The 9,752-nt window shown below is 27.7% G+C and carries 8 protein-coding genes; 5 read left to right on the forward strand and 3 right to left on the reverse strand.

What is annotated here, in order from left to right:
• Nucleotides 1-12 precede the first annotated feature (12 nt).
• Nucleotides 13-123, forward strand: coding sequence for a hypothetical protein (locus tag QM495_RS02225; protein ID WP_408670483.1), 111 nt, complete (start codon nucleotides 13-15; stop codon nucleotides 121-123).
• Here QM495_RS02225 and QM495_RS02230 read toward each other — a convergent pair.
• From QM495_RS02230 to mfd, 3 genes are read right to left on the reverse strand one after another with little or no spacing between them, the layout of a single operon-like run.
• Nucleotides 120-488: a hypothetical protein gene (locus QM495_RS02230; protein WP_408670476.1), complete on the reverse strand. Its 369-nt coding sequence runs from the start codon at nucleotides 486-488 to the stop codon at nucleotides 120-122. The two genes, QM495_RS02225 and QM495_RS02230, sit on opposite strands and share 4 nt — an antisense overlap.
• Before the next feature lie 2 nt (nucleotides 489-490).
• On the reverse strand, nucleotides 491-1,351 hold the full coding sequence (locus tag QM495_RS02235; RefSeq protein ID WP_408670477.1) for a DMT family transporter: 861 nt from the start codon (nucleotides 1,349-1,351) through the stop codon (nucleotides 491-493).
• A gap of 3 nt (nucleotides 1,352-1,354) precedes the next feature.
• A complete protein-coding gene (gene mfd, locus QM495_RS02240; protein ID WP_408670478.1) occupies nucleotides 1,355-4,705 on the reverse strand; it encodes a transcription-repair coupling factor in 3,351 nt (1,116 codons plus the stop codon).
• Between the two features lie 99 nt (nucleotides 4,706-4,804).
• On the opposite strand from mfd, the gene QM495_RS02245 reads away from it, so the two are divergent.
• From QM495_RS02245 to QM495_RS02260, 4 genes are all read left to right on the forward strand, one after another.
• Nucleotides 4,805-5,245 carry a TerB family tellurite resistance protein gene (locus tag QM495_RS02245; RefSeq protein ID WP_408670479.1) on the forward strand — a complete coding sequence of 147 codons (441 nt, stop codon included), beginning with the start codon at nucleotides 4,805-4,807 and terminating at the stop codon, nucleotides 5,243-5,245.
• Between the two features lie 63 nt (nucleotides 5,246-5,308).
• Nucleotides 5,309-5,743: a TerB family tellurite resistance protein gene (locus QM495_RS02250; protein ID WP_408670480.1), complete on the forward strand. Its 435-nt coding sequence runs from the start codon at nucleotides 5,309-5,311 to the stop codon at nucleotides 5,741-5,743.
• A gap of 75 nt (nucleotides 5,744-5,818) precedes the next feature.
• Nucleotides 5,819-6,445, forward strand: coding sequence for a hypothetical protein (locus QM495_RS02255; RefSeq protein ID WP_408670481.1), 627 nt, complete (start codon nucleotides 5,819-5,821; stop codon nucleotides 6,443-6,445).
• Between the two features lie 52 nt (nucleotides 6,446-6,497).
• Entirely contained in the window at nucleotides 6,498-9,641 is a 3,144-nt protein-coding gene (locus QM495_RS02260; RefSeq protein ID WP_408670482.1) for a UvrD-helicase domain-containing protein, read from the forward strand.
• The last annotated feature ends 111 nt before the right edge of the window (nucleotides 9,642-9,752 follow it).

A 9,752-nucleotide genomic window follows, 5' to 3' on the forward strand; every position in this document is an offset into this window, starting at 1 on the left:
TTATTAGATTTAATTTCATTAAATTGTAAGTTGCCAATTCACCAAACCGTCACTATTTTATTTAATTTAGAAATGAAAGGTGTTGTAAAACCATTACCAGGGAAATTGTTTGAAGCTGTTTAAAAATTAGACTTTAATCCAGTTTCCCATTCGTCTAAAAACTCATCAATTTCTTCAATAAACTCATCTGGTTTTTGAGTTCTATTTATGGTACAGTGCAATATAATTTTATTCCGTTCAGGAGGAAAACCAGTGGTAATTGTCCACGATAATGCATTAGGACAATCTAATAATGTAAAACGAACACCACCATTAATTTTATCGTAACTAATTACAAATCCTCCCCAAAGTGTTGCACCATTAAAGTTGTTGTTGTTTTCTTCAAGAAAAAACATAGATTCAGTAAAGTTTTCTAAATTTTTCGGATTAATTTTCTCTTGAATGAGTTCTTCAGTAGTTTGTTTATCTATAATTCTAAAAAATTCCATAATTATACTTTTTTCGATTGAATACTTTCAAAAACTACGGTTAAAAGTATTAAAAAACCACCAATTAATGTTTTTAAAGCAGGTATTTCACTCAAAAATAACAATCCAAAAATGATACCATAAATTGGTTGAATACTACTTATAATACTTGCGGTACTAATGGAGAAGTTTTTGAAACTCATCACAAAAAGTGTATGACCAATTGAGGTTGTAACCAATGCTAAAATAAGTAAAGCAGGTACATCATTTGCAATTGGGTTTACTTCAAAAATAAATAAAGTTGGCCACAAAACCAAAGTAACGGTTACCATTTGGTAAAACATAAGTATTGATCCGTTGTAATTAGAAATTTTCTTTTTTAATAAGATATTTCTTAAGGCGTAAAAAACAGATGAAATTACACCGAAAATTACACCAAGAGTATAATTATTTTTTAAGTTAAATTCTGGAGTTAAAAAGTAGATTCCAATGAGCACTAAAATCCCTAAAAAAACGTGTTTATTATTTAATTTTGTTTTGAAGAATAGCGGTTCTAAAAGTGCTGTAATTACTGGATATGTAAATAAAGATAACATTCCAATTGCCACATTTGATAGCTGTAACGCGTAAAAATAAGTAACCCAATGTATGCCAAAAAACAAACCACTAAGTATAATTGTTTTCCAATCTTTTTTATTTGCAATCTTTAAATCAATTTTTTTGTACCAAATAAATATGCCTAAAAAAAGTGCTGCAAGCAAACATCTAAACCAAATTGTAATTGGTGGAGGCATTGAAATATACCTACCTAAAACCCCTGAAGTACTAATTAAAAAGATTGCAATATTAAGTTCTAAAATATTTTTAAAGTGCTGATTTTCCAATAATTAGATTTTTTGAAGCGTTTCTAATGCTTTTTTTACTGAATTAATTTTGATAAAAGTTAACAACAAGCGCAAACCGTTTTTTGTATCTTTTTCTTTTAGTACGCAAATTGTTCCATTTTTTTGAACAAATTGTAAAACTCTTGTAAAAACAGGTGTTTGATAAAATGAACTTTGCTGATTAGAAACAAAGTACCCAACCATTCTTTTTTGTTTTAAAATAAGCCGTTCTAAACCTAAATTTTTAGCCACCCACTTAATGCGAACACTGTTTAATAAATCTTCAACTTGTGTAGGAATTCCTCCAAAACGATCTATTAGTTCTAATTCAAATTTTTGTAACTCTTCTTCGTTTTTTAGTTCACTTAATTGATTGTATAAATTCAATCGTTCAGAAATTATGTTGATATAATCATCAGGAAATAAAATCTCAAAATCAGTATCAATTTGAATTTCCTTTACATATTTTTTTGGTTTTTTAGAGTCGCTTTTATATAATTCTTTAAATTCATTTTCTTTGAGTTCTTCAATAGTTTCATTTAAAATTTTCTGATACGTTTCAAAACCAATATCGTTAATAAAACCACTTTGTTCGCCACCCAATAAATCTCCAGCGCCACGAATTTCTAAATCTTTCATTGCAATATTTATTCCGCTACCTAAATCGGTAAATAATGTAATGGCTTCCATGCGTTTTCTGGCATCATCCGTCATCATATGATATGGTGGTGTGATAAAATAACAAAACGCTTTTTTGTTTGAACGACCAACTCTACCTCGCATTTGGTGTAAATCTGACAAACCGAAATTATTAGCGTTATTAATAAAAATAGTGTTGGCATTTGGCACATCTAAACCACTTTCAACAATAGTTGTTGAAACTAATACATCAAATTCATTATTAATAAAAGAAAGCATTAGATTTTCTAGCTTTTTACCTTCCATTTGCCCGTGACCAATACCAATTTTCGCATCTGGAACTAGGCGTTGTAGCATTCCGGCAACTTCTTGAATATTTTCAATTCTATTATGAATAAAAAATATTTGTCCGCCTCGCTGAATTTCGTACCGAATAGCATCTCGAATTACCTCTTCAGAAAACCGAATTACGTTACTTTCAATTGGCACACGATTTGGAGGTGGCGTGTTTATAATTGATAAATCACGTGCAGCCATTAACGAAAATTGTAACGTTCTTGGAATTGGAGTTGCGGTTAATGTTAAGGTATCTATATTTTCTTTTAGGGTTTTTAATTTGTCTTTAATTGCCACACCAAATTTTTGTTCTTCATCTACAATTAACAACCCTAAATCTTTATATTTTATGGCGGAATTTGTAAGCTGATGTGTTCCAATTACAATATCAACAGCCCCATTTGCCAAGCCTTCTAAAACTCCTTTTCGTTGGTTTGTAGTTCTAAATCTATTTAAATAATCTACAACTACAGGAAAATCCTTTAAACGTTCACTAAATGTTTTAAAATGTTGAAAAGCCAAAATAGTGGTTGGTACTAAAATAGCAACTTGCTTCCCATTATCTACTGCTTTAAAAGCTGCTCTAATGGCAATTTCTGTTTTACCAAAACCAACATCTCCACAAACCAATCGATCCATTGGTTGTTCTTTTTCCATATCGTTTTTTACATCTTGTGTAGAAGCTGATTGATCTGGAGTATCTTCGTATAAAAAACTTGCTTCTAATTCGTGTTGTAAATAACTATCTGGATGGTATTGGAATCCTTTTTGCATTTTCCTTTTTGCGTACAATTCAATTAAATTGTAAGCAATATGTTTGATGCGAGATTTTGTTTTTTGTTTTAGTTTTTTCCAAGCTCCAGAACCTAATTTGTATAATTTTGGTGCTTTTCCATCTTTACCAGTATATTTAGAAATTTTATGAAGTGAATGAATACTGATATACAAAATATCTCGATCGCCATAAATTAATTTAATAGCTTCTTGTTTTTTGCCTTCAACATCAATTTTTTGAAGTCCTCCAAATTTTCCAATACCGTGATCAATATGAGCTACAAAATCACCAATTTCAAGATTTGTGAGTTCTTTTAATGTGATGGATTGTTTTTTGGCATACCCATTCTTTAACCTAAATTTATGATAACGCTCAAAAATTTGATGATCGGTGTAACAAACTAATTTATTTTCAACATCAATAAACCCTTTGTATAAAGGGGAAACGAGAGTTTTGTAGTCAATTTCGGCATCAATATCTTTAAAAATATCATGAAAACGATCGGCTTGTTTTTGAGAATCACAGAATAAATAATTTTTAAATTTGTTTTTGGTGTTTTTATGAAAATCTTCAATTAATAATTCAAATTGTTTGTTAAATGAAGGTTGAGGTTTGGTATTGAATTTTACAACATCATTCTGAACTTTATTTGGAATTTCAGCTTGATAAGCATTTACAATTTCTACAAGAGTAAAATTTTGTAATTGTTTTTTTATATAATTTCCATTACAAAATAACTCAGTAGGTTTTGCATGATTTATGACTGAAGATAATTTTGTAAAAGCTTCTTCGGCTTTTGCAAAAAGTGTATCTAATTTATTAGCAAGTAATTCTAAATCTTTAGAAAAAACAACTGTTTTATCTGAAATGTATTTTAAAAAACTTTCACGCTTTTCATCTAATGTTTTGTTTTCAACATTAGGCATTACATTAATTTTAGTCAGTTTTTCAGTAGACAGTTGCGTTTCAACATCAAAAGTTCTTATGCTATCTACATCATCTCCAAAAAATTCTATTCGGTAAGGTTCATCGTGAGAAAATGAAAACACATCAATAATTCCACCTCTAACAGCAAATTCACCTGGTTCAGTAACAAAATCTACTCTGTTAAAATTATATTCAAATAATACTTCGTTTACAAAATCTAGTCCAAGCTTATCGTTAATACTTATTTTTAAAGTATTTCTATTCAATTCTGCTTTGGTTACAACCTGTTCAAATAAAGCTTCAGGATACGTTACAATTATTGCTGGTTTTTTACGAGAATTTATTCGATTTAAAACTTCAGAACGTAACAATACATTAGCATTGTCGGTTTCTTCAATTTGATAAGGTCTTCTGTAAGAACCCGGATAAAAAAGTACATCTTTTTCATTTAAAAGTTGCTCTAAATCGTTTAAATAATAAGCAGCTTCTTCCTTGTCATTTAAGATTAAAAGAAATGGCTTTTCTACTTTTTTAAAACTTTCGGAAATAATAAAAGACAATGATGATCCAACCAAATTCGTAATTTGAAAATGGTGATTTTCTTTTGATAAGTGCTGAACTAACTGTTTTTTCTGAACAATTTGTTCGTAGGTTTTAATAATATGTTGTTTGCTCAAAAGTTGCAAATTTTGCCAAAGGTACTATTTTATAGAAAAGATGGAAATATTAAGTGATAATTCCTTAACTTTATAAGAGAGATTTTAAAAATATGAGTAATGTCTATTTCAGATTTATATTTAACAGGATTACATCAGCAAAATATAGGGCATTTTGCTACCATTGTTAGATTGGCGTTATTAGACAATAAAATTGATAGAAAAGAACAAAAATTATTAAAAAGATTAGCTATTCGACTTGATATTACTTCTGTAGAATTTGAAACTATTTTAAAAAACCCAACAAATTATCCAGCAAATTCACCTGTAAGTTATGATGAGCGCTTACTTTGTTTATATGATTTAACCAAAATGCTTTTTTTAGATAAAAATCCAACCATTGATAAAACATCTATGTTAGATAGAATTGCCGTAGGTTTAGGTTTCCCTATTGAAAATGTTAGAGAAATTGTAAAAGAAGCAATAAAATTCTTTTTGAAAGAGCCTGATATTGAAAATTTTAAAAAGGTTATAAAAAAAGCAAACCCAATAAAGCATTAATCTAAGGGTTTAAACATCAAATATTTTATTGATTTTTTTATATTTGCCATTAAAAGTTAATATATGGGATTATCAGATTATAATTTAAGTGGAGAACAAAAACAAAATATTGAACATTTTGCAAGTATTGTAAGGTTGGCTTTAGCCGATGACATTATTACAGAAGGTGAAGAAAAATTACTTAAAAGATTAGCAAATCGATTTCATATTTTAAAAGAAAAATATAACCAAATACTTGAAAATCCATCTGAATATCCTGTCCATACACCACATGATTACGATAAACGTATTGAACGTTTGTATGATTTAGGTAAAATGATTTATGCTGATAATGATGTAACAGATGATGAAGCTAAAGTTCTAAGAAGAATATGTGTAGGTCTTGGTTTTCCTGTTGATAATGTAGAGAAAGTTGCTGATGAAGCAATTCATTTAATTTTAAATAATAATGATTTAGAAGATTTTACAAAGGCTATAAAGCACGTAAATAGAATTTAAACTTTAACTATTTTCAACAAAATTTATTTTCATTTTTAGCGTTTAAATTAATAATTCAAAAGACTCCTAAAAACCATGAATTATAGATTATATAAAAAAACATTGCTACTGTTTTCAATATTATTTTTAATAAATCATACGCTTTATTCTCAAGATGAAGACGATATTTGGGTTGTTGGTATAGGAATTAATGCAGTAGATATTAGAACTGCAGATGGTTTTTCTGGAGTTTTTAAAGATTATGCTAATGGTAGTATTGAAGATTTAAATATGTCAGGTGCATTTGTGAGAGTTTTTGCAGGGAAATACCTAAAGAATGGCATGTCTTTACAACTTTCTTTATCTGCTAATAAAATAGAAAAAGGGTTTAATTATAGTGAAGGAGATCCTTTATTAGACGATTCATTTTTTGCAATAGACACAAAATTAAAGTACGATTTAAATAAATTGATTGGAGAAACCTCTTGGTTTGATCCATTTGTACTTGCGGGTGCAGGTTACTCTAAAATTGGAGACATCTCTAACTTTAATTTAGCTGCAGGTTGGGGATTTAACGTATGGTTTTCTCGTTCAGTAGGTGTAAATTTTCAATCAGATTATAATCATAATCCGAATTCTACAGCAACTGATTATTTTCAACATAGCATAGGGTTAGTTTTTAAATTAAATAGTAGTTCTAGATTTAAATGGAAAGGCAGGTAAAATTCTATTAAACGATTAATATTTTATTAACTTGCATTTCTAATTTCTATGAATGCAACCATCAACTTCATTTCAGGTTTATAACGCATCGGCAGGTAGTGGAAAAACCTTTACATTGGTTAAAGAGTATTTAAAAATTCTTTTATCAAGTTCTAATAGTTATAAGTTTCAACAAATTTTAGCAGTTACATTTACCAATAAAGCAGCTGGAGAAATGAAAGCACGTGTTATTGAAAATTTACGAGTATTTTCAGAAGAAAAAACTAGTGATATGCTTTCTATTATTTGTACAGAAACAAGTTTAACTGAAGAAACTGTTTTTAAAAGGTCAAAACTTATTTTAAATGCTATTTTACAAAACTATTCTGCATTTAGCATTACTACTATTGATAGTTTTACGTATAAATTAATTAGAACATTTGCCTACGATTTACAACTTCCAATGAATTTTGAAGTAGAAATGGATGCCGAAAGCTTGTTAAATGAAGCTGTAGATATTGTTATTTCAAAAATTGGAGAGCAGAAAGAATTAACCGATTTATTGGTAAGTTACTCCATTCAGAAGTTAGACGATGATAAATCTTGGGACATTTCAAAAGAGCTAAAAGAGTTTGCTAAAGTTATTCTAAATGAAAATAATGTACCGCATTTAAAAGAGTTAAGTAATTTATCAATTTTAGAATTTAAAGAGCTAAAGGAAAAACTTCAAAAAGAAAATAAAGAGGTTCAAACTAAATTTTTGGTAATTGGAAATAAAGGAGTTGATATTATTAACGGGAGTGGTGTTGCGGATAAAGATTTTTATTACTCACAATTTCCAAAGCATTTTAATGGATTAGCAGCCTCTAAAAAAGTTTCGTTTTTTGATCAAAGTACTTTTAAAAAAAATATAGTTGAAGAATTATTTTATTCAAAATCTAAATCAGTTGATGTAAAAAATGCAATTGATACTATTATTCCACAATTAGTTGCTTTGTATACAGCGTCTGAAAGTTTATTTCAGCAAAAAACATTGAACGATTTAATTTTAAATAGTCTAATTCCTTTAGCGGTTTTAAATTATATAAATAGCGCCTTAGAAGAGCTAAAAAAGGAAAATAATATATTATTAAATGCAGAATTTAATCAAAAAATAAATGATACTATAAAAAATGAGCCAGCACCTTTTATTTATGAACGAATTGGAGAAAAATTCAGGTATTATTTTATAGATGAAATGCAGGACACTTCAGAATTACAATGGAAGAATTTAATTCCATTAATATCAAATGTAATTTCGTCAGAAAATGAACAAGGAGAATTAGGTAAACTTTTATTGGTGGGTGATGCAAAACAGTCTATTTATAGATGGAGAGGAGGAAAAGCAGAACAGTTTATATCGCTTTCTTCTGAAGAAAAAAACAAAGAAAACAATCCCTTTCACATAGGGAAAAAGTTATCTAATTTAGCTACAAATTATCGAAGTTTTTCAGAGATTATAAACTTCAACAATTCATTTTTTAAGCATATTTCAAAATTTTTAAACAATGAAAGTTTTAGCAAACTATTTTTAGAAGGAAATAATCAAAAAAGAAATAAAAAAGAAGGTGGTTTTGTACAAGTTTCGTTTGTAGAAAAACAAAAAGATGATGAAGAACGAGATTTAGTTTATCCTAAAAAAGTGTTGGATATTATTAAAAATTTAGACACTTCGTTTCAAAGAAATGAAGTGTGTGTATTAGTGAGAACAAGAAAACAGGGTATTGCCGTTGCTAATTATTTATCGGAAAATGGTATAGAAATAATCTCCTCTGAAACCTTACTTTTGGGGAATAGTTTAAAAGTGAATTTTATTATTAATTTATTAAACATTTTACAACATCCGTTAAATAAAGAATTTAAAATAAATGTATTGTATTTTTTATACGATAATTTACAAATTAATGGGAGTAAACATACTTTCTTTAGCCGTTTTGTTCACTTAACTAACCACCAGTTTTTCGAAGAATTACGTAGTTTAAATGTATTTTTTAATTATAATGAATTTATTCAAAGTCCGTTTTACGAAAGCATAGAATATATAATTAGAAGTTTTAAGTTAGTTTCAGAATCAGATTCAAACATTCAATTTTTTTTAGATGTGATTTTTGAATTTCAGCAAAAGAAAGAAGTATCACTAAATAGCTTTTTAGAATTTTGGGAATTAAAAAAAGATAAACTAAGTATTGTTGCTCCCGAAGCAAAGAACGCAATACGAATTATGACTATTCATAAAGCGAAAGGATTAGAATTTCCTGTTGTAATTTATCCATACTCAATAGATATTTACAAGCAACAAAAGCCGAAAATTTGGTATAATTACAATCAAACAAGTACTATAAAATCAGTTTTGATAAATTATAGCAATAAATTAAAATATGTAGGTACGCAAGGAGAATACTTATTTAATAAACGACGAGATGAATTAGAGTTAGACAATTTTAATATATTGTATGTAGCCCTTACAAGAGCTGTTGAACAATTATATATTGTTTCAGAAAAAGACACATTATCTAAAAAAGAAGAAAATTTAAATCATACATCAGGACTTTTTATAAACTTTTTAAAAGAACTAAAATTATGGGATTCAGAAAAAAATGAATATAGTTTTGGTAATAATAAGCGAGTTTATACCCAGCGAAAATTAGAACAAGAAACAACTACACAAACTAGTTTTATTTCAAATTCATGGAAAAATCATAATATTTCAATTGTTGCAAATTCATCATTGCTTTGGGAAACCGAACAAGGAAAATCTATAGTTTATGGGAATTTAATTCATGAGATTTTATCAAAAATTAAATCCAAAAGTGATATTTCAGGAGTTGTAAGCAAATATTTGTATAACGGAACAATAAATAATGTAAAAGAACAAGAAATTATTAATATTTTAAATGAAATAGTAAACCACAAACAATTAAGGGCTTATTTTACACAAAACAATCAAGTTTTTAATGAACAAGAAATAGTAACTATTGATAAAAAAATTATAATACCCGATAGGTTAATTGTTATAAAAAATAAGGTTACAATAATAGATTATAAAACAGGAAAACAAGATAAAAAGTATCACAAGCAGCTTAATAATTATGGTAAAGCATTAGAAAATTTAGGGTACACAATAGAAAAAAAACTATTAGTATATATAAATAATGAAATACTAGTAGAAGAAGTTTAATTACTATAATTTTGCAAAAAAATAAACAATAATGTACGGTAAAATACAACAACACTTACAGCAAGAATTGCAAGAAATTAAAGAAGCAGGTTTATTTAAATCAGAACGTAT

The organism is Lutibacter sp. (assembly GCF_046055765.1).
Lineage (GTDB): Bacteria > Bacteroidota > Bacteroidia > Flavobacteriales > Flavobacteriaceae > Lutibacter.

Bases quoted from the DNA above. Each gene is read 5' to 3' on its own strand.
- QM495_RS02230 (WP_408670476.1), bottom strand. From the start codon at position 488: ATGGAATTTTTTAGAATTATAGATAAACAAACTACTGAAGAACTCATT.
- QM495_RS02245 (WP_408670479.1), top strand. From the start codon at position 4,805: ATGTCTATTTCAGATTTATATTTAACAGGATTACATCAGCAAAATATA.
- QM495_RS02250 (WP_408670480.1), top strand. From the start codon at position 5,309: ATGGGATTATCAGATTATAATTTAAGTGGAGAACAAAAACAAAATATT.
- QM495_RS02255 (WP_408670481.1), top strand. From the start codon at position 5,819: ATGAATTATAGATTATATAAAAAAACATTGCTACTGTTTTCAATATTA.
- QM495_RS02260 (WP_408670482.1), top strand. From the start codon at position 6,498: ATGCAACCATCAACTTCATTTCAGGTTTATAACGCATCGGCAGGTAGT.